This window comes from Hymenobacter arcticus (assembly GCF_054779975.1).
The window spans coordinates 1-26,157 of the sequence record NZ_BAAGXF010000018.1; the positions used below are offsets into that span (position 1 = coordinate 1).

General features: G+C 61.1%; 26 protein-coding genes and 1 CRISPR repeat array. Of the genes, 14 read left to right on the forward strand and 12 right to left on the reverse strand.

Annotated elements, in window-relative coordinates; genetic code table 11:
- The first annotated feature begins 283 nt into the window (after window positions 1-283).
- Window positions 284-4,416: direct repeats of the CRISPR family, unit length 29 nt; unit sequence GCTTCAATTGGACCAGAAGGAATTGAAAT.
- Between the two features lie 803 nt (window positions 4,417-5,219).
- Window positions 5,220-5,696 (reverse strand): recombinase family protein, encoded by a 477-nt coding sequence (locus ACYVGC_RS21700; protein WP_460585962.1) that lies wholly within the window; start codon window positions 5,694-5,696, stop codon window positions 5,220-5,222.
- 781 nt (window positions 5,697-6,477) lie between these two features.
- Here ACYVGC_RS21700 and ACYVGC_RS21705 point away from each other — a divergent pair.
- The 5 genes from ACYVGC_RS21705 to ACYVGC_RS21725 all read left to right on the forward strand — a co-directional run bounded on the left by ACYVGC_RS21705 (window position 6,478) and on the right by ACYVGC_RS21725 (window position 9,211).
- Window positions 6,478-7,455, forward strand: coding sequence for a site-specific integrase (locus ACYVGC_RS21705; RefSeq protein ID WP_460585963.1), 978 nt, complete (start codon window positions 6,478-6,480; stop codon window positions 7,453-7,455).
- Between the two features lie 352 nt (window positions 7,456-7,807).
- Window positions 7,808-8,194 (forward strand): transposase, encoded by a 387-nt coding sequence (locus ACYVGC_RS21710; RefSeq protein WP_460585964.1) that lies wholly within the window; start codon window positions 7,808-7,810, stop codon window positions 8,192-8,194.
- A gap of 29 nt (window positions 8,195-8,223) precedes the next feature.
- Window positions 8,224-8,448 (forward strand): hypothetical protein, encoded by a 225-nt coding sequence (locus tag ACYVGC_RS21715; RefSeq protein WP_460585965.1) that lies wholly within the window; start codon window positions 8,224-8,226, stop codon window positions 8,446-8,448.
- Window positions 8,449-8,457: 9 nt separating this feature from the next.
- Window positions 8,458-8,649 carry a transposase gene (locus ACYVGC_RS21720; RefSeq protein WP_460585966.1) on the forward strand — a complete coding sequence of 64 codons (192 nt, stop codon included), beginning with the start codon at window positions 8,458-8,460 and terminating at the stop codon, window positions 8,647-8,649.
- Window positions 8,650-8,806: 157 nt separating this feature from the next.
- Window positions 8,807-9,211 (forward strand): hypothetical protein, encoded by a 405-nt coding sequence (locus ACYVGC_RS21725; protein ID WP_460585967.1) that lies wholly within the window; start codon window positions 8,807-8,809, stop codon window positions 9,209-9,211.
- 678 nt (window positions 9,212-9,889) lie between these two features.
- Here ACYVGC_RS21725 and ACYVGC_RS21730 read toward each other — a convergent pair.
- Together ACYVGC_RS21730 and ACYVGC_RS21735 are read right to left on the reverse strand one after the other, a co-directional pair.
- Window positions 9,890-11,671, reverse strand: coding sequence for a hypothetical protein (locus ACYVGC_RS21730; protein ID WP_460585968.1), 1,782 nt, complete (start codon window positions 11,669-11,671; stop codon window positions 9,890-9,892).
- A gap of 543 nt (window positions 11,672-12,214) precedes the next feature.
- Complete coding sequence (locus ACYVGC_RS21735; protein ID WP_460585969.1) at window positions 12,215-12,385, reverse strand: hypothetical protein; 171 nt, start codon at window positions 12,383-12,385, stop codon at window positions 12,215-12,217.
- Window positions 12,386-13,476: 1,091 nt separating this feature from the next.
- Here ACYVGC_RS21735 and ACYVGC_RS21740 point away from each other — a divergent pair.
- Window positions 13,477-14,070: a hypothetical protein gene (locus ACYVGC_RS21740; RefSeq protein ID WP_460585970.1), complete on the forward strand. Its 594-nt coding sequence runs from the start codon at window positions 13,477-13,479 to the stop codon at window positions 14,068-14,070.
- Between the two features lie 24 nt (window positions 14,071-14,094).
- Here ACYVGC_RS21740 and ACYVGC_RS21745 read toward each other — a convergent pair whose 3' ends face one another.
- From ACYVGC_RS21745 to ACYVGC_RS21765, 5 genes are all read right to left on the reverse strand, one after another.
- Window positions 14,095-14,769, reverse strand: coding sequence for a glycosyltransferase family 25 protein (locus ACYVGC_RS21745; RefSeq protein WP_460585971.1), 675 nt, complete (start codon window positions 14,767-14,769; stop codon window positions 14,095-14,097).
- Window positions 14,770-14,844: 75 nt separating this feature from the next.
- Complete coding sequence (locus tag ACYVGC_RS21750) at window positions 14,845-15,663, reverse strand: DUF6734 family protein (RefSeq protein ID WP_460585972.1); 819 nt, start codon at window positions 15,661-15,663, stop codon at window positions 14,845-14,847.
- Window positions 15,664-15,671: 8 nt separating this feature from the next.
- Entirely contained in the window at window positions 15,672-16,646 is a 975-nt protein-coding gene (locus tag ACYVGC_RS21755) for a hypothetical protein (protein WP_460585973.1), read from the reverse strand.
- A 59-nt stretch (window positions 16,647-16,705) separates the two neighbouring features.
- Complete coding sequence (locus ACYVGC_RS21760; protein ID WP_460585974.1) at window positions 16,706-17,182, reverse strand: hypothetical protein; 477 nt, start codon at window positions 17,180-17,182, stop codon at window positions 16,706-16,708.
- Window positions 17,183-17,581: 399 nt separating this feature from the next.
- Complete coding sequence (locus tag ACYVGC_RS21765; RefSeq protein ID WP_460585975.1) at window positions 17,582-18,124, reverse strand: Fic family protein; 543 nt, start codon at window positions 18,122-18,124, stop codon at window positions 17,582-17,584.
- A gap of 43 nt (window positions 18,125-18,167) precedes the next feature.
- On the opposite strand from ACYVGC_RS21765, the gene ACYVGC_RS21770 reads away from it, so the two are divergent.
- The 8 genes from ACYVGC_RS21770 to ACYVGC_RS21805 all read left to right on the forward strand — a co-directional run bounded on the left by ACYVGC_RS21770 (window position 18,168) and on the right by ACYVGC_RS21805 (window position 23,079).
- Window positions 18,168-18,554: a hypothetical protein gene (locus ACYVGC_RS21770; protein ID WP_460585976.1), complete on the forward strand. Its 387-nt coding sequence runs from the start codon at window positions 18,168-18,170 to the stop codon at window positions 18,552-18,554.
- 868 nt (window positions 18,555-19,422) lie between these two features.
- Window positions 19,423-19,680 carry a hypothetical protein gene (locus ACYVGC_RS21775; RefSeq protein ID WP_460585977.1) on the forward strand — a complete coding sequence of 86 codons (258 nt, stop codon included), beginning with the start codon at window positions 19,423-19,425 and terminating at the stop codon, window positions 19,678-19,680.
- Window positions 19,681-19,721: 41 nt separating this feature from the next.
- Window positions 19,722-20,366, forward strand: a complete 645-nt coding sequence (locus ACYVGC_RS21780) for a hypothetical protein (RefSeq protein ID WP_460585978.1) — start codon at window positions 19,722-19,724, stop codon at window positions 20,364-20,366.
- Window positions 20,367-20,368: 2 nt separating this feature from the next.
- Window positions 20,369-21,055, forward strand: coding sequence for a hypothetical protein (locus ACYVGC_RS21785; RefSeq protein ID WP_460585979.1), 687 nt, complete (start codon window positions 20,369-20,371; stop codon window positions 21,053-21,055).
- 47 nt (window positions 21,056-21,102) lie between these two features.
- On the forward strand, window positions 21,103-21,591 hold the full coding sequence (locus ACYVGC_RS21790; RefSeq protein ID WP_460585980.1) for a hypothetical protein: 489 nt from the start codon (window positions 21,103-21,105) through the stop codon (window positions 21,589-21,591).
- 4 nt (window positions 21,592-21,595) lie between these two features.
- Window positions 21,596-22,198, forward strand: a complete 603-nt coding sequence (locus tag ACYVGC_RS21795) for a hypothetical protein (protein ID WP_460585981.1) — start codon at window positions 21,596-21,598, stop codon at window positions 22,196-22,198.
- 172 nt (window positions 22,199-22,370) lie between these two features.
- A complete protein-coding gene (locus ACYVGC_RS21800) occupies window positions 22,371-22,766 on the forward strand; it encodes a hypothetical protein (protein ID WP_460585982.1) in 396 nt (131 codons plus the stop codon).
- Window positions 22,711-23,079 carry a hypothetical protein gene (locus ACYVGC_RS21805; protein WP_460585983.1) on the forward strand — a complete coding sequence of 123 codons (369 nt, stop codon included), beginning with the start codon at window positions 22,711-22,713 and terminating at the stop codon, window positions 23,077-23,079. The genes ACYVGC_RS21800 and ACYVGC_RS21805 overlap by 56 nt, the downstream gene beginning before the upstream one ends.
- Window positions 23,080-23,242: 163 nt before the next feature.
- On the opposite strand, the gene ACYVGC_RS21810 is transcribed toward ACYVGC_RS21805, so the two are convergent.
- The 4 genes from ACYVGC_RS21810 to ACYVGC_RS21825 form a co-directional block, all read right to left on the reverse strand.
- A complete protein-coding gene (locus ACYVGC_RS21810; protein WP_460585984.1) occupies window positions 23,243-23,476 on the reverse strand; it encodes a hypothetical protein in 234 nt (77 codons plus the stop codon).
- Between the two features lie 209 nt (window positions 23,477-23,685).
- Complete coding sequence (locus ACYVGC_RS21815; RefSeq protein WP_460585985.1) at window positions 23,686-24,204, reverse strand: hypothetical protein; 519 nt, start codon at window positions 24,202-24,204, stop codon at window positions 23,686-23,688.
- Window positions 24,205-24,207: 3 nt separating this feature from the next.
- On the reverse strand, window positions 24,208-25,692 hold the full coding sequence (locus ACYVGC_RS21820) for a hypothetical protein (RefSeq protein WP_460585986.1): 1,485 nt from the start codon (window positions 25,690-25,692) through the stop codon (window positions 24,208-24,210).
- Between the two features lie 3 nt (window positions 25,693-25,695).
- Complete coding sequence (locus ACYVGC_RS21825) at window positions 25,696-26,109, reverse strand: hypothetical protein (RefSeq protein WP_460585987.1); 414 nt, start codon at window positions 26,107-26,109, stop codon at window positions 25,696-25,698.
- Window positions 26,110-26,157: the final 48 nt, after the last annotated feature.

Sequence of the window (26,157 nt, forward strand, 5' to 3'; positions counted from 1 at the left end):
GCCTGGCTGCTCATTGCCAACATGACCATGTGCCTCAACCGCTTAGCGCCTGCTTAATTCCCTAACACCCTCTTAGGGTCGTTTCTGTAAGGTGAGTCGGTTGTCGATAGAAAATTCAATAGCTAAACTTCGGCGTCATTATCTGTATTTGTAGTGCAAGTACTTGATTTATAGAGTCGTCGCACATCAGGGGTTTTCCTCCTATCGCCGACCGACGACTTGAGGTGTTTTTTAATATGCGTTTCTACTGCGCTAGGGCATATTTTTGGGCATAAATCGGCGGGCTTCAATTGGACCAGAAGGAATTGAAATAGGTCCTGAACGTGGTTTACGAACGGGGTGCCGGTGGCTTCAATTGGACCAGAAGGAATTGAAATTGGCTCAGGTTGGCCAGCCGGTCAAGGTAGGCCCAGTGCTTCAATTGGACCAGAAGGAATTGAAATAGCCCAAGCCCGTGACCATGCAGCAGCCGGAGTGGCGCTTCAATTGGACCAGAAGGAATTGAAATAGGATTTGCCAGTTCTTCCCCAATCGGTGGGGCGAGGCTTCAATTGGACCAGAAGGAATTGAAATGCCCTTCCCGACCTTTTTACGTGCAAGATTCTAACCGCTTCAATTGGACCAGAAGGAATTGAAATGCCCTTCCCGACCCTTTTACGTGCAAGATTCTAACCGCTTCAATTGGACCAGAAGGAATTGAAATACCGTACAGGATTGGACTATACTAAACCCGGTCCCGGCTTCAATTGGACCAGAAGGAATTGAAATGCTTCGACATGGCAGACGGCCGGAAGGACGTGCTACGCTTCAATTGGACCAGAAGGAATTGAAATGGACCCTTGGCCTACTGCCGGAGCTACTGAAAAACGGCTTCAATTGGACCAGAAGGAATTGAAATGGGTGAGCCTGTTCGACCTCGGCCGGCAGTGCACGGTGCTTCAATTGGACCAGAAGGAATTGAAATTAGTCGAGGCCTCCGATAACTTTCGCCGGGGTGGCTGCTTCAATTGGACCAGAAGGAATTGAAATGGCGGCAGCAACGGCAGCGCAGGCGACCCGGTTTACGCTTCAATTGGACCAGAAGGAATTGAAATAAATCAGACAGGACAGGTACGATACCGCCCTGCAGTGCTTCAATTGGACCAGAAGGAATTGAAATGGCAGGGGCAAATCTACGGTAGGGGAGGGGCTTTGAGCTTCAATTGGACCAGAAGGAATTGAAATGATTTTTCGCCGTGGCTGATTGAGGTCGGGGAGGCCAGCTTCAATTGGACCAGAAGGAATTGAAATAGCTGAGCATCGTAGCCGCGGCCACCACCGCGGGGGGCTTCAATTGGACCAGAAGGAATTGAAATGATTATTCCGCGGAGCAGCTGCTGCAGGAACTGGCAGCTTCAATTGGACCAGAAGGAATTGAAATAAGAAAGTAAGTATTGCTACGCTACTCACAGCGGATGCTTCAATTGGACCAGAAGGAATTGAAATTGAGCTGTTCGACCTCATGGCATCTAAGTTTTTGGGGCTTCAATTGGACCAGAAGGAATTGAAATGTTCACGCCTGGCCCGCGCCCGCACCACCACCGGCAGCTTCAATTGGACCAGAAGGAATTGAAATAAAATATAAGTGAATTAACAGGACAATTAAGCGCACAGCTTCAATTGGACCAGAAGGAATTGAAATAGCTGCTTTTCGGCCTGGCCCAGCTCCGCGGAAGAGGGCTTCAATTGGACCAGAAGGAATTGAAATTTAGAAAAAGCTCATCTTGCGAGCCACTGGCAGCGAGCTTCAATTGGACCAGAAGGAATTGAAATATCGATGGTGGCAGAGCCAGCGGCCAGCCCGTTGAGGCTTCAATTGGACCAGAAGGAATTGAAATACTGACGTGGCGAGGGTAGCAGGTTGGACTTCAACGGCTTCAATTGGACCAGAAGGAATTGAAATTGCAAATGGGGGCCTGCGTGAGCCCGCCGCCCCTACCGCTTCAATTGGACCAGAAGGAATTGAAATTAAATAAATGATTGGTGGTGAAGCGGGGAGGAGGGAGCTTCAATTGGACCAGAAGGAATTGAAATTGCTGAGTGATGAGGATATGCCAGCCGATAAAGTCCGGCTTCAATTGGACCAGAAGGAATTGAAATAAGGTGCCGCGCTGCTGGTACAGGGGCAGGCCGTAGGGCTTCAATTGGACCAGAAGGAATTGAAATTCGACGGGCAGGCGCACACGCTCGAAGTGGTGCTGCGCTTCAATTGGACCAGAAGGAATTGAAATAGCGGCGGGGCGCGGGGTGGCGCTATTCCAGCGAAGCTTCAATTGGACCAGAAGGAATTGAAATGGTATAGCCAGCATGATGACCATTATTTTGCGTGGGCTTCAATTGGACCAGAAGGAATTGAAATTGCAAATGGGGGCCTGCGTGAGCCCGCCGCCCCTAGCTTCAATTGGACCAGAAGGAATTGAAATGTCTTGGTAATCTGCTCAAGGCCAATTCTTACTGCGGCTTCAATTGGACCAGAAGGAATTGAAATCGCACAGTACAAACGAGGGCACGCAGTAAGCCGCCAGGCTTCAATTGGACCAGAAGGAATTGAAATTTTGCAGCTGGCTTACTGAGCAACTATGCTTCGCTCGCTTCAATTGGACCAGAAGGAATTGAAATAGCGAGTTAGCGGCATTGGCCGAGCGGTCGATGGCGGCTTCAATTGGACCAGAAGGAATTGAAATGGCAGTAGGCTGCTAGTCAGCAGCTTACTGCCGGGCAGCTTCAATTGGACCAGAAGGAATTGAAATGCCGATAAGCAAGATACCCTGGGCGTGGCCGGTGCCGCTTCAATTGGACCAGAAGGAATTGAAATTGCCAAAGAGGTTGCTATCAAAAAGCTGCAAGACGCGCTTCAATTGGACCAGAAGGAATTGAAATTGCACTACCTGAGCCCGGCCGATAAGGACCGCGGCCGGCTTCAATTGGACCAGAAGGAATTGAAATTGAAACAGCACGGCCATGGCGCCAAACTTGCCGTCGGCTTCAATTGGACCAGAAGGAATTGAAATGTGTACGAAGCGACCGACTGGGAACCTACCGAAATAGCTTCAATTGGACCAGAAGGAATTGAAATCGGTTCGTGGCTTGCGGGTGTAGCTGGTAGACAGCCGCTTCAATTGGACCAGAAGGAATTGAAATGTCAAAGTCGCACCGGGGGCTTTCAGCCCACAAACGGCTTCAATTGGACCAGAAGGAATTGAAATAGCACCAGGGCAGTAGCGCCGGCAGTCAACACCACGGGCTTCAATTGGACCAGAAGGAATTGAAATAGCACGGCGTTAGCATCGTCGCCAGTGATAGTTTCCGCTTCAATTGGACCAGAAGGAATTGAAATAGCGTACGCTAATGGCTGCCTATGACTTGGCACCGCGCTTCAATTGGACCAGAAGGAATTGAAATAATTCACAGGGCAGTTAGGAGCATCAAGCAGAGCGACGCTTCAATTGGACCAGAAGGAATTGAAATAGGCTGCGGCCCAGGGACTCGGCCTCGTCGTCGTCGCTTCAATTGGACCAGAAGGAATTGAAATTGCCAAAGAGGTTGCTATCAAAAAGCTGCAAGACGCGCTTCAATTGGACCAGAAGGAATTGAAATCGGAAAATTCCATATCTATACCAATGAAGTACGGTAGCTTCAATTGGACCAGAAGGAATTGAAATTATGCTTCGGAACATGAATTGCTTGGCGTACTGAGGCTTCAATTGGACCAGAAGGAATTGAAATGGCACAATAGGAGCACCAACGCCGGTGCCTAATGGGGCTTCAATTGGACCAGAAGGAATTGAAATGAAGGTACGTAACGGCGTTTTAGCGGGGTGGTAACGGCTTCAATTGGACCAGAAGGAATTGAAATTACGTCGAAACGGTCACCTACTGGGATACGGTAGCCGCTTCAATTGGACCAGAAGGAATTGAAATAGTATTTCGGCGTGTAGCTCCGTGCGCTGCTGCGCCAGCTTCAATTGGACCAGAAGGAATTGAAATTGCGTGCCCACGGCACTGTTCGACGGGATAGCTTGCGCTTCAATTGGACCAGAAGGAATTGAAATAGAGGGCGATAGGGGCGATATCAACAGCATTGGAGGGCTTCAATTGGACCAGAAGGAATTGAAATAGGTAGGCTACAAGCTCAGCAGCCAGGCGCACTCCCGCTTCAATTGGACCAGAAGGAATTGAAATAGTCGGGTAACCAGTTTGGCCTGGGCGACCCCAACGGCTTCAATTGGACCAGAAGGAATTGAAATCGTGCACCGAGCAGCGGGGTTCGTTTGGGGTCCAAAGCTTCAATTGGACCAGAAGGAATTGAAATAGAACACAACAAGCACCACCGCGAGAATGCAAAGCGGCTTCAATTGGACGAGGAGGAATTGAAATGTCGATGACCCATATTCCTACTGCACAATTCAATCAGCTTTAATCGAATCAGGGAAATCGAAATATCAGGTTCGGCTAGTAGGGCCGCGTGTTGACGTGGTTTCAATCTGACTGTAACGGCGTTGCCCATGATAAGAGTAGGTGGCACGCCGCGTATTGACGTGGTTTTAATTGGATCAGGAGGAATCGAAATTTCGTCCCAGGCTAAAGTCCCAGATGCTGGGCGGCGTTGAAGGTTTCAACATCATTGGCCTTGGTTAAAAGTTTGGTCCAAAAATCGCATTCGGATTTGTGGTTAATTGCTGCTAGTAAAGACTTCTAGCGGGGCCTCCGCCAGGCTTGCAACGGCCCCGCGTACGGTAGCAACTTCGGGTTTGAACTTCAACCCGCCTGGGCCTGAGCGTTGTCATAGAGACTGCCTGGCTTATCTAGGCGGTCAGGTGCCAGCCCACTAGGAGTAACACTTGGTCAGGTTGCTTTAGGCAATAGGCGCTGGACCCCCATTGGGTAAAAAGCCTTCCCATACCTGGTCCGGTAGCCCGGCTGATTGAGCTGGTCGGCAATCGCCCGCAACGTGGCCCTTGTGGCCCCCCACAGGGTGGCCAGCTGCGCCGCCTGCCGGTTATTAACATTCTCTTGGGCATTCTGGGTCATCGCGGCCCAAGATTTCTCGCGGGCGGCCTGGGTCAAATTAGCTGGGGTACCTAATTGCGCCCCACGTGCCTTCTTGGCGGCGAGGGCATCGCGAGTGCGGGTGGAAATGGCCGCGGCTTCCTTCAGCGCACCGCTAACGCGGCCGGTTACTACACCCACACCCTCGACGCCGTGGAAATGGCCGAGGCTTCCTTCTGCGCGCCGGCTGCCAGGAGGTGGAGGGTAAACTCACCGGCCGCCGGCAGGTCAACCGCCTGGAAGCGCACCCGACTTTCCAGGAGGGTCGCTAAGAAGGCGACATTGCGCGCTAGTCGGTCCAACTTGGCCACGGGCAGCACGGCTTCTTCCTTTCTGGCCTTGGCAATGGCCGCCTGCAATTGCGGCCGCTCGTTTTTCTTGCCACTCTCGATTTCGAGGAAGGTGGCCACGAACTGCGCCTCACCGCGCAGAAAATTCTGTACGGCCGCTTGCTGGGCTTCGAGGCCGAGTCCGGGCTGGCCCTGGCGGATGGTATTCACCCGAAAACAGGCGATATATTTCGTTATCGGGGTAAAAATACCCTTGAAAAGGATATTGTCATAAAAGTTAAACGGGCGTTCAGCACAGGTCAAATTGTTGGTTGTCAATATTTTGAGCTCCGTCGCATAAAGTAATTTTAGCGCAATTAGCGCTGCCGGTTAGCGGCCTACAGCCAATATCTGCACCCAGTACCGTAAATCAGTAGTTAACCCTATCTTATAAGTATTTAAGGGTGAGCTAGTTGCTCATTACACTTCCTGCTACTTGTGGATGGTAGGCTTGTCGACTAGCTCTTTGATGCCTGATTTTAAGGATGGCTGTATTACCTCACCTGCTGCTGCAACCCCGTTCGCGGCGTTTCCAGCGTCGTCGGCGTCGGCGTTTCCTGCTGGCGGTGCTATTCGGGGCAGCCCTGGCTGGCGGCGCCTATCTGGTCCATTAGGAAATATTAGCTGAGTCGAAGAAGTAAATACCAAACGCTTCTTCCAACTCGGTACCGATAAGTAAGACCCTTCTTATCGGTACCAAGTTTTCAGGTGAAATAGGTGACCGGAGAGCGTGAACGGCCAAAGCCAACTGCTACTCCTAATTAGATAGGTGTCTGGCGGGCCTTGGCTGTTGTCACAACATAGCATAGGCTACTGCACTCCTGATTAGATAGGTGTCTGGCGGGCCTCAAGGCTGATTTCTTAGCGAGAGCTAAAAAATAGTATTTTACAGAGTAGTTGTAGTACTCTGCCGATATTATTGTACGAAAGCAATTTCAATTGTTTTTTCTACTGATTACCCTCGATAAGCCTTACTTATCGAGGGTAATTTGAACGTACTTTTGCGCGTTATCACTGGCGACCAGTTGGGGGTGACTTGCCCAGTAATGTCAGCCACTCTATGGAAACACTTCCCATTCTTGCCGCAACTCAGGCCATCGGCCCGGCTCGTCACATTGATGAGTATGCCGAAGCAGGCGCGCGCTACGTCAACACCGGGCAGCAAGGAGCCGCCAATACCCAGCGCGCGTACGCTGGCGACTGGCGCCGCTTCACCACCTGGTGCCGCGAGCACGGACGTGATGCGTTGCCCGCCGATGTGCTGACGATGGCGGCCTTTGTCACGGCGCTCGCCGAGGCCGGCAAAAAGGTAGCCACCATTCAGCGCCACTGCGCCTCCGTGAGCAAGGCCCACCAACTTGCCAAATTCCCGACGCCCACGGATGACCGGCAGTTTAAGACCCTACTTGAAGGTATCAGCCGCGAGAAAGGCGTGAAGCAAAAGCAGGCGCCTGCTTTCACGCTCGCCTATTTCAAACGCGTGGTGCAGGGCATCGATACCGAGCGGCCAGATGGCGTACGCGACCGGGCCTTACTACTGCTCGGGCTGGCGGGCGCGTTTCGGCGCGACGAGCTGGCTAGCCTGGACTTGGCCCATTTGCGTTTTGACGCCGACGGGCTGGTGGTCGAGTTGCCCAGGAGCAAAACCAATCAGAAAGGGGAAGCCGAAGAGAAGGCCATCTTCTTTGCGCCCGACCGGCGCAGCTGCCCGGTGCGCGCCGTTAAAGATTGGTTGAACCTGCTGCACCAGCACGGGCGCAGCAGCGGCCCACTGTTTCTTTCCTTTCACAAGGGTCAGCGCCTAAGCCGCCGCCGGCTGAGCACGTTTAGCCTGAACGAGATTGTGCAGTTGCGCCTCGGGGCGACTTATACGGCGCACTCGTTGCGGGCCTCCTTTGTCACGATTGCCAAACTCAACGGCGCCGACGATGCCGAGGTCATGAACCAGACCAAGCACAAGACCACCGACATGATTCGCCGCTACACTCGTCTCGACAACATCCGACAGCACAATGCAGCCCAAAAACTCGGTCTATAAAGTCCGGAAATTTGGCACCATATAATTAAGGAGTATCGCGACTGCTAAGAACTAAGCGCCGGGACGTAAACCTGAGCAGTCTTTATTCTGCGGAGTGGCTGGCGGAGTACCCGCGCGCGTCGTCCCGCGGGCGTCGGCTACCTCCCCCGCTGGCCCGGCCCCAGCGTTACCGGTGGCCGGGCCACAGCTGCTAGTTTTTTCCCTTAGGAAATGCCGGGGGTGCGGACCAACCAGGCGCGGAATACCGTGCTCGACACGTCGCTGCTAACCACGCCGGACTTGCAGTTTTCTCATAATATACTACTAGAGCGGTTTCGTGGTCAGTGTGTACAGCGAGTATTTTCTTTGCCGCATGAAACCATACTCGGAAGATTTGCGCGAACGGGTAGCCGCTGCCTATGCGGCGGGAGACAGTTCGCTTGGCCAGGTAGCGGTCCGCTTCAGCGTGTCGCTTTCCTTTGGCAACAAGCTGCTCAAGCGCCAGCGCACCAGTGGCACGGTGGCGGCGTTGCCCCACCGCGGCGGCCCGGCTCCCTTACTTGATGCGGCCACCCGCGCCCAGCTGGCCGCCTGCGTGGCCCGGCAACCCGACGCCACCCTTGACGAACTGCGCGTCCACTTAGCGGCCAGCGGCGGCCCGGCCGTGGGGCGCACCACCGTCTGGCAGGCCTTGCAGGCGCTGGATTTGCGGCGCAAAAAAAGCGTATCTACGCCGCTGAACGCGGCACCGAACGGGTAAAGCAGCTGCGCCGGGCCTGCCTCGAAGCGTTGCCGGGCCCCGAAGCGGCCCGCTTCAAGTTCGTGGCCGAAACAGGCGTCAACCTGACTTACAGGCGGCGCTACGGCCGGGCCGTGGGCGGCCAGCGGGTAAACCAAGCCATGCCCTTGCACAACGGCCCGAACGTGACCGTGCTTGCCGCCCTGATGACGCAGGGCCTGGAGGCGGTCATGGAACTGGACGGGGCGGTCAACGCGGCCAGCTTTGCCGGCTAGCTCGACCAGGTGCTCGGCCCCACGCTGGTGCCCGGCGATGTCGTCGTGCTCGACAACCTGCGCGTCCATAAGGCCGCCGGCCTGGCCGAGTTGGTGGAAAAACGCGGGGCCCGATTCTTGTTTTTGCCGCCGTACTCGCCGGACTTCACCCCGGTGGAACTGGCCTTCAGCAAGCTCAAAACCAGTCTGCGCACCGCCTAGGCCCGCACCCGCGAGGCCCTGACGGGCGCCTTGCGGGCCGCTCTAGATTGGATTAGCAAGGAAGACGCCATAAACTGGTTTCACCACTGCGGCTATCAGGTACATTGACTACGAATCTGCTCTAGCTTGCAACTTAAGCAAACTGGCCCTGACCGGCGTGACCGTTAGTCACACCCGACTCTACCAGGTTACGCTGGCCAACTATGCCCCCACCAGCTTTACTGGGGTAACGGCCCACTACGGACTGAACACGGCGTACCAAACCCTTAGTAACCAGTGCTTCGTGCACGGCGACTGGCTCAAGGACACCGCCAGCGACCTCCAGACGGCCCTGACGGCCTTCAAAGGGAAGTACCTGGACCAGACAGCCACGATATACAAATCGGGTGAAACGCCCGTAGCAGCGTCGCTATATATTGCCACTCCCTGGCCGCAGGACTTCACGGCCCATGCTGCTATTGAACTGCGGGGCGTGGATTTAGCCGCCAACTTCGCCTTTACCAGTCAGAACCTCAACATGGTGGGAACGCCACGCTGGGCTTCACGCGCATCGCCTACGTAAATAAGTATAACGCGCCGGGCTACACCATGACCTTCAAGGGGTTGAACTTCGCGGGGGGGTGGGGGGGCTCCATTGCGGCGGCGGCTCCGTACGTGACCTGTAGCTGGCGCAGGTTTCCAGCTGCTGGCTACCATTCCGTATCCCTTCTTCGACGATGCGAGCAGCAGTGCCCGTGCGGCGGGCGTTTCCATCCAGTACTACCTCCAGGCCGCTCACGCCACGGGGCCGGCCAGTACTACTATCACGGTTAACGCCGGAGGCTGGGTGTAGCGCCTGGCCAACGGGCCTGGGACGAGCGTACGTACCGGCACAGCTGGTAACCAGGTTTTACAAAAGCGCCGGCCGGTTGGCCGGCGCTTTTTTTAGGGGACATTCGGGCAGGAGTAGTTGGCAACTTGGCCTCCTGCGGGGTGCTGGGGCCGGCGTGAAAATCTCCGGCCCCAGCACCCCGCGGCTGCCGGCTGGGGCCGCCCGCGCAAGCCCCGCGTCATCGGTTACCCTGTGCCACTGCTCGCAGTCCGAATTAGCGCGGCCCTGCGGAGCTTAGTACTCACTAGCAGCTGGTACTTGGCCCCCCGCTTTATAAAGCCTGGGGGCGCAGACCGGGAAGCGTACAAGCCTAAGCCGGCGCGAATCCGAATTTTAATTGACGCAGTTAACAGCGTAGCAGCCATCCAATCAACTGGTTAAAATTCCTAGCTCGCGCATTAAATCGGTACGAATCGGTGCCCACTGCGCGTCGGTCATGTTGCCGATATATAACCCCCAGGCGAAATGCCAACCGCGCAAAACGTGGCCGGCCGACTGGTTAAATGCCGTGCCCCCCAGTGCTTTTGCCGCGCGATATGGTACCCCACTTACTACTAGTTGGCCATTTACTTCTATGCTCGCGCCATCTTGCTCGTTTAGTCGGTGCCGCACTACAACCGTTTGGCCCACATTGCGGAAAACCGGCCCCTTGGGCGAGGTCTGGTACAACGCCTGGATTTCCTCGCAGTTCAGGCCGAGATAGGTATAGCCATAGGTGAAGTCCTGGCTGGTATCGGCCAGCAGCGTCAGGTAGGTTTCGCTAGCAGACTCTACCCGGAATGCCGAAATGATATCATAATTACCAGGCGTGGGCGAGAGGTCGGGCAACGACCAATTGCAGTCCTCGTTTAAAGAGGTAGCGTAGTAGGCTTGCCGGCCCGTAATGCTATCAGTCACGTACGGAAACCGTGCGCCCGTGCGGCCGCCCAGGTTTTGGTTGTGGCCCGAAACGTCCATAAATACCTCCCTATCCGCACCTGGCGCGTAACTTTTACAAAAGCAGGCAAAGCCAGAATAATCGGCCGGTAGCGGGGGCTGGGCGGGCGCGGCCGCATCGCCGAGCCGCTGCCAAAGGGCAGCCAGGCTGCTCGCCACGGCGGCATCCACGTAGGCCTTGGTGGCCGCGTCGGCGGGGGCTGTTGGTTCCGGCACGGTAACGTGCGCCCCGCTTAGCTGCAGGGTAACTTCCACCGTGGCAGGGTTTTCTCCATCGTGGTAAACTGTCTTGGTCAACGCATTAAGGCTGGCCGAACCTAGCGAGTGCGTGAGGTCATCAACGGCGACCGCCTGAAAAAGCAGCCCGTTGGCGAAGTAGCTGGCCAGGGGCTGGGATGTTCCATAATCACCGTAGCGGTCGCAGATGAGCTGCGGTTGGGCCAGCAGATTGGCCTCGTTCAGCTTGGCGTAGTTGCTGTCGTCTAATGATGCCCCAGCCGCCGCGGGCAAGGCCGGCAAAATGGGGTAAGCCGAGTGGTTATCCAGTTCCGCGCCATCCTCGTTCTGCACGCTCACTACTACTAGTTGGTGGGTGGTGCTGTTGTACCCAATCTGGGCCTGGTGCCGGTGCCCCGCCGCCTCATCCGTCCAGATGGAAACGGTGTTGAAGTTCGGGTTGTCGTTGTCGGGCGCACTATTGAGTAGCCCCCGCAACTGGCCCACCGTCAGCTTGGCCAGGTGCAGGTGCGTAGGGGCCACGCTGCCGCCGACCTGAAAGCAGCACACGGCATCGTCCGCCTCGGAGTAGCTACCGCCCGTAATGGGGTAAGCGGAGTGGTTTTCCTGCTCCTCCCCGTCTTCGTTTTGCACCCCCAGTACTACTACTTGGTGCAACAGCACATCGTAGCCAATTTGTACCTGGTGCCGGTGCCCGGCCGCTTCGTCGGTCCAGATAGAGACCGCATACTCCGCCGGGTACCCATCGGTCGGCGCGTTATACAGTAAGTCCCGTAGCTGACTTACCGTGAGCTCGGCCAGGTGCAAATGGGCGGGGTTGTAGCTGGAGCCCACCTGAAAACAAAACACCGCATCGGCACTAAACTCAGCCGTCAGGTTTTTCAGGAGGACATTGAACGCAGGGGCCGTAATTAATGGCCCCTGCCCCTGGGGGTATACCGTAGCGTCAATGAGTTGGTTAAGGTCTTGAAGAGTCATGATTTTGAACTAGTATGGAAATGAAAGTAATGAAAGCTGAAGTTTTGACCGCGTGCAGCCTCAAAGGCCCGGTCGAGCCGCCTTAGGCGAAGCAAGTGGGGTATCACGAAAAAGAATCCGCCCCTGAGGCGGAAGCCGGCCAATTTCAAAAATTGAGTTAATATTTTGATAATCAGTTTATTACTTGGCTCGCAATGTTCTGGGGCACGGCACCGGCTAGCCCGCGGCAGGGAAATGCGCGCGCAGGGCTAGCCGCTGCGCCAACTCAAGGCAATGACCTGGCGCAGCGAACGCGCGGGTAGCTGCAAAGGCACCCACCCTATCAGGCAGGCGAAGACAAGCAGGGTTAGCAAATGGTGAGTCAGCGCATTGGCCCCGTAGGGCAACGGGCAAGGCTGCTTGGGGGTGACCGGGAGCCAGCCCGTACCAGGGCCCCGGCAACTGACCTGGCGGCAGTTACGCGGCCTTCGCGGCGGCCCCCAAAGTGGCTGGGTTCGTAAGGTGGCCACCGAGGCCAGGAGCCGCTGGCTACCGTCCGGCAGCCTAGTCATGAAGGCTGCGGCCGGTACGCAGCTTATTGTAGAGCAGGGTGCCGCTGCCAATTGCGGCGAAAATACTGGTTGGCCAGGCCATGCCCGAGCCGGCCCCGTCGATAAGCCAAAGAATGGCGCATAGGATGGTAGCGGCGGCAAAAAAGAGGGTAAAAAATCTCATGGCGTATCCTGAATTAAATTAAAAACAGAAGCATAGAAAGTGACTGCCACTTCGCCACGTAGCCGCCCGATGCCCCAAGCAGGAGACGAGGGGCCAGTGTAGCCCGTCACTCCCACGCGCGTTTTGCGCGGACTCCGCACCGGGCTGCTGCGCGGGAGGGGAGGTAACCGCGGCCCGGCCGCAGTACAAGCAGCAGGTAGCCTGCCGCGGAGCAGTGTGCCATAGCCGGCAAAAACGCGCGCGGCGCTGAACAAATATTACCCGTGCCCGCCGTCTTTTAGTGCCTCCTTAGCCTGCTAAGGGGTGGTAGCTTACTGGTTTAGCGGTGAGTAGCGGCAAAAAATGGCGTTAGTATTAGCCCGGCGCCCACCCGGAGCGTGGGCTGGTATGGGCGCCCTACGCACCGTTTTTTAGCTGAGGCCCGGCAGCCAGCGGAGTGCTGGGGGAACCACGCGCGCGTACTGCACGGAGATGGGCGCAAAAAGGCATTTAGCCGGGTGGGGTTGGGGCGGTGCAAGTGCCTGGTTGGGACGGGGGATACTCGTCGACGCGCCAGGTAACGCCCTGCTCCTGGGGCTTACCGCCGGTCAACGGGCGAATTGCGGTTGGGTAAGTGAGCCATTGCCGGTAGGGGCCGCAACAGGCCGGGTAGGGGCTCTGGTAAAAGCGCTGCTACAGAGGCGGTAGCCACGGCCATCACCGCCTGGGAGGGCCAGGAGCTTATCCTGCCCAAATGGAGCCGCCAGACTATGCGCCTAATTGGCCGCAAGCTGCTCGGCGTCCGCAATAAAGGGTAGCAGCTTTTCAGCTCGTGGTACGGCACCAGTTGCCGCTGAGTGGCGGATGGAGGAATTACCAAAAAAGCCGTAAGTAGCGGCATGATTCAACGGGGCTTGCCAGGCGTTAGTAGCTGGCTACTACTGCTCAGTCTAGCCGTAAGCTGTCAGTGGGCTGACAGGTCTGTGCAAACTGACCTACCCGGGCCAACCCTGGCTGGGGTCCGCTGGGCCTATGCCGCCGCCCACCCTCCGCTACCTAGCCCTTGTGGTGACGAAGGAAGCCAGTTATACTCCCTTGATAGCCCCCAAAACGTGCTCGCCTGCGTAGTGGGCGATGACGAGCTGACCTTGCGCGGCGGCCGCACTACGACTACCCTGCGCCTGGAGCAGTATTCCATCGACTACTATCACTTCAAAGTCTATGCTGGCGCGCGGCAGGTCGGAATCGTGCTGCGGGGTCCCGAAGAAAATGATTGGGTGACGCCGTTTGACCTGCCACTCACCGATAGTCACTTAGCCGCTAGGCTAGGCGGACTCACCGAAGGGCATTTTACTGCCTTGAACGCTAGCACTTTCCGACCCGCCGTGCGCCAGGTGCTGGCCCATGGCCCGCTGCGGCAAGGCCCGGCCTACTTTGCGCCGGCGGCGCTGAACGACAAGGGCCACTTTCTCCAGCAACAGGGGTACTTAGTTGAGGCGCAGCTGTTTCTTAGTACGGTAGTGCGACGCTATCCCACTCGGGCTGTTGCCTACCTCAACCGGGGTGATACCTACTGGCAACTCGGTCAGCTGGTTGCTGCTCAAGCCGACTATCGCCGCTACCATGCCTTACGCCGCACGCAGCCCCAGGATACGACCCGTGTGCCACCCTGCGTGCCCCTGGCCCTGCGCTGGGCGCCGAGCTAAGTCGGGCCCGCGCCGCCCCCCAGCCTACCCGGCCACCTCGGCGGTACGTGGCCGCATCACCTCCGCCATCCAGCGCTGGGTGCCATCCTCGTTGTAATTGCAGTAGGTCGTTCCGGTGATATCCGACCGGCCCAGTCGCTGGCGGGCCAGGGCGGGGTACAGCGCGAGAGTGGGCACGTTTTCCATATCCCGCAGCAGCCACACGTCCAGCGGGTCGGCCGGCCAGCGCTGCAAGCCGTCTAGTATCGCCCAAAGGGCCCGGGCGGCGCCCACGCGCGTGTAAACGCAGGCGTGGGTATCCAGCGCGCGCGTTGCGCAGAATACGCCGGGGGAAAGCGCCAGCGGGGGCTCCACGTGCAGGGCCCCCAGGCGTAGCTGCTGCCACCAGGTGCCCAGGTCCAGCCCGTCAAACCGGTGCCGGAAATCAGCCGCGAATACGCAGTCGTCTTCCAGCAGCAGCAGGTACTCGGCCGGCGCGGCCAGGAAGTTGGTGAGGGCCGCGGCGTGCGACTGTGCGCACGCCCGCCGGGGATTGTCCGGGCCGGGCAGCGCGTCGTGAAAGCGAAAAGGTAGCCCCTGGGCGAGCAGCTCGGCGCGCATTTGCGCGCGGCGGTCGGCCCGGCTAGCCAGGGAGATAACCACGACGTTGGCCAGGTAGCGGTCAGCATTAGGTTGCAGAGAGTAGTAAGTAGGACTCATATAATTGATTAATAAGTCATTAACCCTGCTTAGCAGTAAGCCGAGGCCCCGGTGCGGCCGCTGGCCGGCGCGCGGTTACAGTACCAGGCATTGGGCCCGCGCGTAGCTCTCGGGATGCAGCTCGCGCACCCGCTTGCGCAGGTTCGCGTCAGTTTCGGGGTGGCGCTTGCTTTCCGCCAGCAGGTGGGTAAAGTAGGGCCGCGCCCCATCGAGCACGTACGCTATCGGGATGCCGTGCTGATGGCAGTAGACGCTGGCCAGGTACTGTTCCAGCAGAATGTTGCAATTGGCCAGGGTCAGCTGGTCGTAAACAGCCAGCCAGTCGAAGATGGCTTGGTTGGCTGGGTGGGTGATAATGGCCAGGGCCGACCGGGCAAAAGCGCGGATGGCGGCCGTGTTGCACCCCCCGAAGGCCCCGGCGTTTACCGCAAGCACCTTGTAGCCCCGCGTGGCCACAAAGTCCCGCAGGTAGGCGGGCAGGTACCCCCCGTGACTGAGCAGCTGGTGGAGGGGCTCGACGTAGCACCGGTAATCTTCTTCGCTGCTCTGCGCCAGCACCTGGGCCTGGCGGGCGTAGGCCGGCAGCGGTGCCCAGAGGTAGGAGTCCAGGTCCAGGTGCACAAAAGGCGTCACCTGCGCGCCGTAAACGGCCAGCTTGGAGGCCATCCAGAGTTCCGGCCGGTAAGAAAAGTCGGCAAAAAAATCGTGGACGACATCGAAATGGAGACCGAGCGCGGCCATAATAGCCTGCCCCCGCTCGTCGGCGTACAGCTCCACTTGGTCGAAGTAGCGGTGCGCATTGTGCACCGCCAGCGCCGCCGAGCACCCAAACGCTTCCGCGTCCAAAAAGCCGAAGTAGCCATTGCTGCCGGGGCGGGTTCTGAGCGAAAACACGGCCCGCATCAGGTATTATCATTCGGGTTAGGCTGATTACCCGGGTCGGCTACGTGCTGGTGCAGCTGCACCCAGCCGCCCGTGGCACTGGGGGCCGCCGAGCGGCAGATGGTGTACCGCTCCGTGAAGCCCGTTACGTTGGTGTAGTTGGCCGAGCCTACCTGGTGGTTGGTACTCCACTCGTAGGCAGTGCCAATCGCCAGCCGATACACGCCGTCCAGGCTGGCCGGAATGGCGTAGTAGAAATAAGCCCCGGCCCGCACCGGGAGGTTGAAGCTGGGGCCATACGTGACCTCATTGGGCTGCACCGGGGTGGCGGACAGCGCCTGCTGGTGCGCCAGCCAGTACGCGGCGTCATTCGCTACCGAGGCGGTACTGGTGAACTGGGCAAGCGATACCGGACTCGGGGCTGCACTACTGCAAAAAAGCAGGTAGTTGCCGAAAAAGCCCTGCACCACGGCCGTTGCGCAGTTGTTGTCCGCATCGTAGGCCGTGAGGCGGTAGCTAAAGTCCGTGGTGATAGTCCGGCCGTGGGGGCCAACCAGGTCGCCGGCGGGCGTATACGTGCGAGCGTCAGCCGGCAGCGGGTAAGCCAGGCCGTCATAAGGCGCGCCCAGCTGGGGGTTTTCGTAGCTTAGCACCTGTCGCTGAACGGCCCGGTTATAAAGCCAGCTTAGGGTAGGCGGGTCAAGGGCCGTGCCGCGCAGCGCCTTGATGGGCACGTCGCGCGTGGTGGGCCCGTAGCGGCTAATGACAAGGGCCGGCAGGGCCAACGCCCCGGCATTGACGCCCGTGAAGCCGCCGTACCCATAGCCGTAGCCGGGGCCGGAGTCAGCCGGGCCGGAATCAGCCGGGCCGGAGTCAGCTGGTCCGGAGTCAGCCGGGCCGGAGTCAGCTGGGCCGGACGTAGCCCCGGCGGGTGAGCGCAGGAGGCCATTGCTGGCCAGCAGCGCGCCTTGCGGCGCGTAGAGGAGATTTGTCATGCTATGAACGAGTTAGTGCTTAGTATGTTGGGCGCAGGCTCAAGTCGTCTAAGGTATACTTACATGTCAATCTCCCCAATTGGTAGAATACCGCCGGATTTTGCCCAGCGCACCCAGCCCAGCGCGCCACTGGCCAGCCGGCAGTATTCATGCACGTAAGCAGGGCTCACAATGCGGTCGCCGGCCGCAGCCAGCGGCCCGGCGGCCAGGGCATAGTCGGCGCTACCGGCCTGCAGCTCACCGTTGGCGTAGGTACCCGCCGTAACCGCCGCTACCACCCCGGCATTATCCTGGATGGCATAGGGGTCGCGCGTGGGCAGCTGCGAAATCAGAATCTTACCGTCCACCAAATCAGCTTTGGTAGCATCGGGCAGCAGGTCGGCCGGCGGCGCGCCGCTGGCAGCGGCGTACAGGTCGGTGGTGAGGCGGTGCAACAGGGCATTGAGCCCGGGGGCAGTAGTCTTACCCAGCGGCCCGTTCACGTGCACGGCCTGGTCAATCAAATAGTGTAAAAGTTCGAGGTCGGGGGCAGCCATAGAAAATGCGGGTAGAATAGGAAGAAGGAGGGAGTTGGGCCGCTTGGCTGGCATTAGCCGGGCAGCTACTCCTGCGAAAAGCCGCGCCTAGGTCGGCGACCAGCCAAGGCGTCAACGGGCCCGCAACGAGGCGCGACTAGCCATTGCTTTTATAAATGTCTCCCTTCTTTGTGCACAATTTCCGTAAAGGGTGGGTAATAAATAGCACTTACCCAAGTAATAACCAGGTATTAACGGGAAATTTTGCCGCTATGCAGGTCACGATTTTAGGACCGCTGGCGGCGCGGTAACCCAGGAGCGAACCAATAGCGCGCGCTGCTTATCTTGATAACCAGCGCTTTGGGCAGTGCCCGCCGGAACCGGGCTCGGCGGGCAGCACGGGGGCGGCTGGCACCGCCGCTATTCGCCCAGAATGCGGTGCAGCTCCAGGTTGAGGTAGTAGTGGTGGCCGGCGAAAGTGCGCTTGTCGAGCACGCCCATTGCGGTGAGCTGGTTGAGGTACTTGCGGGCCGTGATTTCGACGTAGAGCCGGGCGCTGGTCCGGTGCTTAACCGTGGTGAAGGGCTGGGGGAAGAGCAGGCTCACGAGCTGGTCGGGGCGCTCGAGGCGCGTGTCGGCGGCCACGGCGCGCAGCACCGCGTCTTTGGCGGCCACGATATCGTTGATTTTGTGGTAGGTAGCGGGGGCGGTTTCTTCCACGGCGCGCAGCACGTAGCGCAGCCAGCCCAGCCAGCCCAGCCAGCCCAGCCAGCCCGGCCAGTCGCCGCGCTGCGACACGCCGCCCAGGGAGGCGTAGTAATCAGCCTTACGGGCCACGATGTACTTGCTCAGAAACAGGATGAGGTAGCCCAGCAACCCCTTGTGGGTGAGGTAGTGAATGTTGAGCACCCGCCCCGTGCGGCCGTTGCCGTCGCGAACCGGGTGGATGGCCTCGAACTGCAATTAGCCGGTGTATTGCGGCCGGTGTGGATGCTTTCCCAGTTAGGTGGATGGCCTCGAACTGCAAGTGGCCGACGGTCATCTTCAGCAGCGGGTCGAGGGGGTAGCGGGCATCGTCGTTCGTAAAATCGAGCAGGTTGGCCAGCTTGGCTTCCAGAATGCCTGGCCCGCGCGGCGGGGTGTAGGCCGCGGTGCCGGCGTTGGGGGCGGTGCCGCCCTGCTTGACGTAGGTGAGGGCCCGGGCCGGGTGCAGGCCATCGTGGGTTTGCTGCAACCGGCGGCACACCCGCACGAAGTACTCCTGGTCGAAGCCCGGCCGGGCGCGCAGGTAGTCGTGGCCGGGCCAGAGCGCCTCGTGGCGGCGCAGCGCCTCCTTCACGGCCCGGCCGCCGGCCGCCGGCGCAAAGGCCTGCTCGCTGAAGGCCCGGTATAGGTCGTCGGTGATAAAGATGTTCTCGATGGCGCTCGACGCCTTGACCTCCTACAAGCTGATGGTGTTGATGAGCCGCCCTTGGTTGGGAATAACGGCGCTACGCCCCAGCGCCAGCTAACTATACACGGGAATGGGTTTGAACACCGCCGGGTCGAGCGGCAGCATACATACGACGTTAGTTCGGATAACTACCCTTACAGTTTGAACACCGCCGGGTCGAGCGGCAGCTCGGGCAGCGCGTTCCAGGGCTAGGTGCGTTCGGGGCTAATGGGATAGCTCATCAAACAGCAAAACCAGCCTGGCTTTAAGGTTTAGACGAATTATGACCGCAAAGCCACCCCAAAAAGCGGAGTAGACCGTACCCAGGCTTTATCTATAAGGTTTAGTTGCCCGGGGTACCGCCCGGCCGTCCGCTAACAGGCTGCGACCAGTGCTTAGCCGTGGTGCGGGCGGGGTCGCCCCGCTAAGCGGATTAGCGCCCCGCCCCGGCCTTCCCGCACCTGAAAAAGTGGGGAGCGGGGCAAGCTGGGCGGGGCAATTACGAAGGAGCAGGTACCAAAAACGGCCCTCCTACTTGCTGCCCGCACTCACGGGTGCCATTTTGCGCAACTAGGGCGACTTATTACCGTGACTATTGCGCCGCAGCTCCCGGCGGGGTGGTAATGCCGGGCGGCACCCTGAAATTTGAGTATCGAGGTGGCTGAGCGCTAACTTTTTTAGTCGGCACCTAGTCGCTCGTCTTCAGCCACTTCCGCGTGGATTCCCTGCTTTTGAAGCGATGTCCTGTCCCCGCCCGGTTGCTGGCGCTTTTGCCGGCCAGCTGCGGCCAGCCGGCGCGCATCGTGCCGTGCTCCTTGCTGCCCGTCTTATGTCTTACGCTCACCGGCCCCAGCCCACGGCCCCCCAGCCGGCTGCCCCCGAGGGCTCCCCGTGCGGTGGGGGGCGTTACCTGACTGCGGCTCGCCGCCAGGCCCTGTACGCCGCCGCCCCGCCCACGGAGCCGCTGCCCCGTTGCCCGCCCTCCGCTTCCCTGGCCGGGCAGCTGCGCGTGCTCGAGTTGCAGCGCGACAACCTGAACCGCGCAATTGCGCGGCTGCGCGCGCAACCGCCCCTTACCAGTTTTTAAGCCGCTTCTCCTGCCCTTTCCGCGCTCCGCCGCCACTCCCCGTGCCCGACCTCATTGCCCTGCGTAGCCTACTCGACAGCTCCCAGAAAAAACTGGGCGAAGTGGTGATTCTCGCCATTTGGGGAGGGTGCGGCTACGCCCTGAAGCTGGCCTGGGAGGGGTTTCAGGGCTGGCGCGCCGTGCGCAAGGCCGTGAAGCAAAGCAACCCGGTGTACCTGGCCGGGAAACAGATTCAGCTCAACATTGCCGCCGACCGCGCCTGCCGCTGGGCGGGCGCGGCGCACACGTCCATCTACCAGTTTTCAAACGGCCAGTTCTTCACCAACGGCGACAGCATTCAGAAAGTAAGCATGGTAGCCGAAGCGGTGGAAAACAACGCGCTGGCCCGCTGGCTCACCCAGAGTCAGAACCTGACTACCGCCGGCTTTCCCAACCTGCTGCGCGCCCTGGACAAGGGCCACGTCTGGCTCTACCGCGATGAGTGCGAGGACTTTGAGCTGGAGCGCTACATGCGCGAGCGCGGCTACACCAGCCGCCTGGTGGGCCTGCTCACGGGCAAGCAGGGCGTCTGGCTCGGGCTGCTGGTCATCAGCTTTTCCGAAGGCTACTTCACCGACGAGCACATCAACCTGGCCATGTTCGAGGAGCACCGCCGGGCCTGCGCTTCCATTTTAGCCAACCCCTGATTATGGCCGCTCCCCCTCCCTCCGCCACGGGCTGGCGCTTGTTTGGCGTGCTGTGCTTCGTGCTGCTGCTGAGCATGGCGTACAACAGCTACCAGCACTACCTCAACAGCGACCTGCACCGCAAAAACGAGTACATCACCAACAACTACCGGGTGGTGCGCGACAGCCTGCGCCGCCCCCCGCCGCCCCCGCCCGTGGTCGTGCGGCGCGCCCCCACGGTCATCTGCAAAGCCGTGCCCGTGAGCGAGGCCCAGCTAACCAGCCTGCGGGCGGGCCTGCTGGCCGACTTCAGCCAGCAGCTGCGCCGCGAGCTGGCCCGCCAATCGCTGCGGCCCGTGGTGGCCAGCCGGCAACAGCTGCCCGTGGTGGCCCTGCGCGATACGGTGCTGCGCAAGCGCGTGGGCACCACTGGCCAGGTAGTGAGCACGGCGGCGAAGACCGGCACTTTTCAGGATAAGTGGCTCAGTCTGACCGGCGTGGTGAAGCCGGGGCGGCCCGGCCGCCCCGATTCGCTGGAAGTCAAATATCAGCTGCGCAGCGAGTTTGACGTGCAGGCCTACAGCCGGCGCGACCAGAAGCACTGGTGGTTGTGGCCGTTCCGACCCCGGCGCGTGTACGTGCGCCTGCAAAGCCGCAACCCGAACGTTACCACCACTCACCTCGACAGTGTGCGGGTGCAAAAACATTAGTAATTAGCAAGTTGACTTTATTTATTCAGCACCCTTTCTTCTTTTTTATGCACCCTACACCCTGCACTCCCCTGGGCCGCGCCCGCCAGTTGCTTCGCCGCTGGAGCTGGCTGCTGCTCTTCGCGACCGGCCTGAGCCTCTACCCGCTGCAAATTTACTGGCAGGTGCGCTACGCCGCCCGCCAGGCCGCCGGGGCCGACCGCGCGGCCGCCGCCGCCGCCGAAGCCGCCAAGGTGGTGGACCCCGCCCTGGTGTTCTCGAAGATGAGCATTGCCGTGGGCGTATTCTGCCTGATTAATTTGCTGGCGTGGGCCGCGCTCAACATGGTGCTGCCGGTGCTGGCCGATTGGGCCAAGGGGCACTATGGCACGGCCGAGGGGGCCGCCGCCGTGGGGCTGGCCCGCCCTGTCGTCGGCTTTAAGCGCACGTTTTTGCGGCAGCCGGGCCGCTGGCGCATCCTGCTCTACTTCCTGGGTTTCGGCTTGCAGCTCTGCGCGGCCGGCCTGGGCGTGTACGCGGCCTTTACTATCCAGTAGCGCCATGTTCGTTTTCACGCCGCTGCCCAGCCCGCGCGGGCTGCGCCGCTGGCTGGCCGTCGGGCTGCTCAGCGGCCCCGCCTGCTGCGCCAGCGCCCAGCCGGCCCGCAACCCCGCGGTGCAGGCCGCTACCATCGACTGGCTCACGGCCCGCCTGGCGGTGCGCGAGGCTACCGGCCGCAACGACGGCCCGGCCGTGGCGGCCCTCGTGCGGGCCGGCGGCGGGCAGCCCAACGTGGGCCTGGAGTGGTGCGGCTTTACGCAGGCGGCCGACCAGCGCGCCCACGGCCTGCCAATTCCGGCCGCCGGGATGCAGGGCGCGGCCCGCGCCTGGTTTACGGACCCCCGGCGCACCGGCTACCTGGCCGGCCGGCGCGGGGAGCTGGCCAGCATTCAGCCGGGCGACCTGGCGGGGTTCGACTACGGCCACGGGATTCACCACATTACCCGCTTCGCTCAAGTGATGCCGCCCCTGCGCAAAGGCCGGCCCCCCCGCGGCTTTTACACCCTCGGCGGCAACGAGGGCCGGGGGCCCAATGCCGGCGTGCACCGCACCTATTACCCCGCCGCCAACGTCGCCGCCGCCGCCCGCTGGGACTACCGCTAATCTGGGGGGGCTGCCGTGCGCCCCCCAGCTACCACCGAGTAACTGCAATATCGGGCCCTGAAAGCCGGCCTGGCCCCACCCCTACCCTGCCGGCACCGCGCTACGCTTTCCCCCGAGCGCCGCGTCGCCGGGGCCGAAAACGAACTATCCTCACTTAACCAGAAAGCTCTTGATGGACCTACTACGAAAGCTGCTTGACCGCTACCCCGTGCAAACCGTGGGGGCTGCCCTCGCCTTGGGGCTGGCCCTGGCCGGGCTCTGGAGCTTTTTGCACTACACGCCCGCCAGCCCCGAAGCGATGAGCCGGGCCCGCGTGCGGCGGACCACCGCGGAGATTACCACCCACCGCACGGCCGTTGCCGCCGATACGCCGATTGCCAACGCGGCCCACGCCGCCGCGCACCAACTACTCGATACGGCTCGCCAGCACGCCCGGCGGGCCATCCGCTACCACCAACTGGCCACCACGCCGCCGACCACGCGCCATGCTCAAAAACCTCCGCTGCCCCCTCTTGGCCCTGCTGCTGCTGAACAGCTTCAGCGGCAGCTCACAGACCAGCTCCGCTAAGCCGGTCTGCCTCAGCATCCCCGACGCCCAGCGCCTGCTCGATAGCCTGCGCCACCTGCCGGCCGTGCGCCGCGAAGCGCTCGAATGGCACTTGGCGTATGACAAGGCGCACCAGGCCGCCCTGCAGGATTCGTTGGCGGCGCAGCACTACCACGCCGACCTGCTGCACAGCCAGGCCGCCTTTTCCGGCCAGCAGCTGCTGCTGAACGAGCGGCAGGCCGAAGTGCAAAAGTTCAGGGCCCGCGCGCACCGCAAGGGCTGGGTGCTGGCCGCCCTGCTGGCCGGCATTGGCCTGCTCGGGTACCTGCACTGAGGTGCTCGTAGCAGGAGCACCGACTGCCCGCCCGCCGGCTGGGGACACGCCCGTTTTTATTTAGTTAACTGATAATAAGTAAGATATTAATAAAATAAACCGGCCCCACTCCCTGCCCAGCCGGAAGGGCCAGGCAGGGAGTGGGGCCGGTGCTGCCCGGCCCTTAGCCCGAACCAGGTGGCCTGGCCGCCGGCCGCGCGGGGGCCTTGGCGTAGATGATGTCCTCAATGGTGGCCACGGCCAGGCAGTAGCTATCCGCTAACTGGGCCAGCACGTACTCGCGGCTGAACTTGCGCGGGCGCGGGGCCTCACTGTAGCGCTGCCGAAAGGCTTGGCGAATCCGCTCGTTGCGGCGCAGGCGATTCTGCTGGCGAATGGTGATGGCGGGAACTGACATGTTGCTTGATTTTTTGTGCTAAGCCAATAAAAAGGCTCGCTGATACGCGTTGAAGCGGCGCGACCCGGTGGCTTCTTCCAGGGGCCAGTTGACGCGCCCCACGGGGCCCGGCAGGCAAGAATAGCCCCGACTCGCCGGGGCACCCGGTCTTGCGGAGGTAGTGAATACCCGGGAGACAAAAATTATGCATCCTAAAATATTTTATATTTTTATAAAAAAAGTTCTAGGCCTGTTGGCGGGCCGGGGCGGCGGCGCACCTTGGTGGACTGGGGCAGGGCCTCGGTCCGGAAGGCCAGCTGCAGCGTAAGCTCCGCCACTTGGCCGGGGGCCAGGGTGAGGGTTTGGGTGAGGAGCTGGTAGCGCGGGCTGGTGCCAGTGAGAGTCAGCAGCACATCGGGGGGCACGCTCAGGGCGTAGGGGCCAGGGGCCACGTAGGCGGGCAGCCCGCGGCGCACGGGGCTAGCCCCGGCCTCGGTGGGCTGGTAGGTGAGCACCAGGTCGAGGGGCACCAGGGTATCGGCCGGGGCCTGGGTGGGGGGCAGCAGCACCGTGAGGCGCAGGTTGAGGCGGTAGCCGGCGGCCCAACCCCGCAGGCCGGGCGCGCTGGCCGTGGTGGGCCGGGCCTGGGCGGCCCAGCCCCGCAGGCCGGGCGCGCTGGCCGTGGTGGGCTGGGCCTGGGTGGCCCAGCCCGCCAGGCCCGGCGCGGTGGTAGAGAAGGAAGTGGCCATGAGCTAGTGGTAATACACGTTGGATAAACCCAGCTCGAGCTGATACCAGAGGCAGACCACGGCCCGCGCCTGGGCGGGGTCGAAGCCGGGGGCACCGTTGCCCACGCAGTCGGTGGCGGGGGCCACGGGGGAGTTGTAGAGGGGCTGGGTGTTCCACTCGCACGTCACAAACTGGCCGTGGTTGGGCTGCCAGTCGGCGGGGTTGGTGGGGTCGGGCTGGGGCTTGCTGCTCCAGCGCAGGCCGTAGGTGAGGCGGGCGGGGTTGCGGCCGGCCTCGCCGGGGCCGTACGGGCCCAGGGTCGGCACGTTGTTGTTGAATACGCTGGGGGCATCGAGCTGGCGCTGGGCCTCGGAATCGGGGTAGCTGGTGTTGAAGTTGTAGCCGCCCAGGGCCTGCAGGTAGGTCAGTTCCAGGGCCACGTCGGTGCCGTGGGGCACGGCCCCGGTGCGCAGCACGGCCGTGCCGTCGGTAGTGGTATCGGGGCTGATGGTGAGCGCCCCCTGGCCGGTGGCCAGCACCGCGTGCGTGGTGCCGAGTAGCGCCACCGGGGCCGGGGCTGGCCCGGTAGCCCCATCGGCCCTAAAGGTGGTATTGGCCGGGCTCACCGCCTGGCCGGGGGCGGCGGGCTGGTACGCCGCCAAAAAGGCCTGGCCCTGGCGGTACTGCCCCGGCCCAATGCCGGCTGCGAGGTGCGGCGAGCCGGCGGCCACGCTAAAATCGCCCAGTGCCAGCGCCTGGGGGTGAAACTGTGGGTCGGCGCACTGGTTATCGGGCACCTGGCGGGCCCAGCCGGCGCTGCCCACCCGCAGGCCGTGGCCGGCGGCGGGGTCGCAGCCGGGGTCCACGTTGTTGGCGGTGGCCGTGGCGGCCCACACCGCGCTGGTGGCATCGAGGTAGCAGTGGGCTACGCTGGCGGCGGGGCTGGTGAAGGTGCAGTTGAAAAACAGGCACCGCGTGAACTGGGTTTCGGTCATGTTGCCGCCCTGGTTGTAGCCCACGCCCGGCGTCTGGTCGTTGCTGAAATGCACATTTATAAACACGCAGTCCGCAAACGCGCAGCTGCCGGTGGCCCCCGAGTTGGGGCTGCCGGCGAAGGCCGGCAGCACCCGAAACTCGCACTGGGTGTAGGCGCAGGGGTTGCCGTAGTAGTAGCCCTTGAACTCGAGCCCCGCAAACTGCTCGAAGCGGAAGCCCGTGGCGCGGGTGCCGGCGTGGCCCAGGCGCTGGAAGCGGCTTTGCCCATCGCCGAGCACTACCACCGTGCCATCGGCCAGCAGGTCCACGTCGGGGTAGCCGGGGTTGCCGCCGCCAAAGTGCGTGGGCAGGTAGTACGCGCCCGTGCCCACCACGCACTGCATGGAACTAAAGCCGCCGGGCAGCTCACTAAAGGGGTGCTCGGGGCTGCCATCGGGGCTGGTCGAGCCGGCCTTGCTCACGTACACGCGCCGGTTGGGGTCGGGGTAGTTGAGGTGAAAGTTGTTGGCCATAACTTATTGAATTTGAATTAGTTGTTTGATGGCCCCGTAGGTTACGCCCGGGGCGAAACTCACGCGGTAGGTGAGCGGCCCCACCGGCAGCGGCAGCGACGGCCGCAGCGGCGCGCCCGTGGCCACGGGCACAAACGCGGCCGTGAGCGGGTCGCCCACGGCTACTTCCAGCAGGGTAATGCCGGCCGAGGCCTGGGCCGACAGCAGGTAGCTGGTCTCAAAAATGGTGTCCTGAAACAGGGCCTGGCCCGGAAAGTGGATGACCTCCTCGTAGGTGGTGGGCGGGGTGGTGGCCAGGTCAAACAGGTCGTGGAGCACGCCATTCAGGGCCGGGCCCTCCACTTTGGGCGGCCCGCCCTGGGGCGGTACCACCGCATCGATGTTGGCCAGAATCTGGTCGGGGTTGAGACTTGACATAAAGCAGACTATGAAAAGAGCAGCCGGTAGCCCCGACCGCCAAAAAAT